We start from the raw sequence: 517 nt of genomic DNA on the forward strand, positions 1-517 counted from the left end.
TCGCCTGCGCGACGAGGGCCGCGTGCCGATGGCGGTGGTCGCTAATGCCTGCACGACCGCGCTCGGCCTCTACGATCCGCTGCGCCCGATCGCCGAAATCTGCCGGGCGCGCGGAATCTGGCTTCATGTCGACGGCGCCCACGGCGCCTCGGCCCTGGTGTCCGCTCGATTGCGCGGCAGGCTCGACGGGATCGCGCTCGCCGACTCGGTGGTATGGGACGCTCACAAGATGCTGGGCAGCGCGACGCTGTGCGCCGCCGTGCTGGTGCGCGAGCACGCCACCCTCGACGAGGCCTTCCGCGAGGAGGCGAGCTATCTGTTCCACGACAAGGACGAGCCCGGCATCGATTTCATCCACCGGACCGTCGAATGCACCAAGGCGGCCATCGGCCTGAAGGTGTTCTTCGCTCTCGCCGGCGACGGCGAGGCAGCGATCGCGGCGACGATCGAGCGACAGACCGACCTCGCCGTCGCGGCAGCGGCGAGGCTGCGCGCCGAGCCCGGCGTCACGGTGGCG

General features: G+C 71.0%; 1 protein-coding gene. It reads left to right on the plus strand.

Annotation, left to right across the window (positions count from 1 at the left end):
• Positions 1-517 (plus strand): pyridoxal phosphate-dependent decarboxylase family protein (locus ABTU92_RS30335; RefSeq protein WP_408095241.1); only part of this gene is annotated, 517 nt, incomplete at both ends.

Origin of the sequence: Rhodoplanes sp. SY1, from assembly GCF_046000175.1 — a bacterium.
Taxonomy (GTDB): domain Bacteria; phylum Pseudomonadota; class Alphaproteobacteria; order Rhizobiales; family Xanthobacteraceae; genus Rhodoplanes.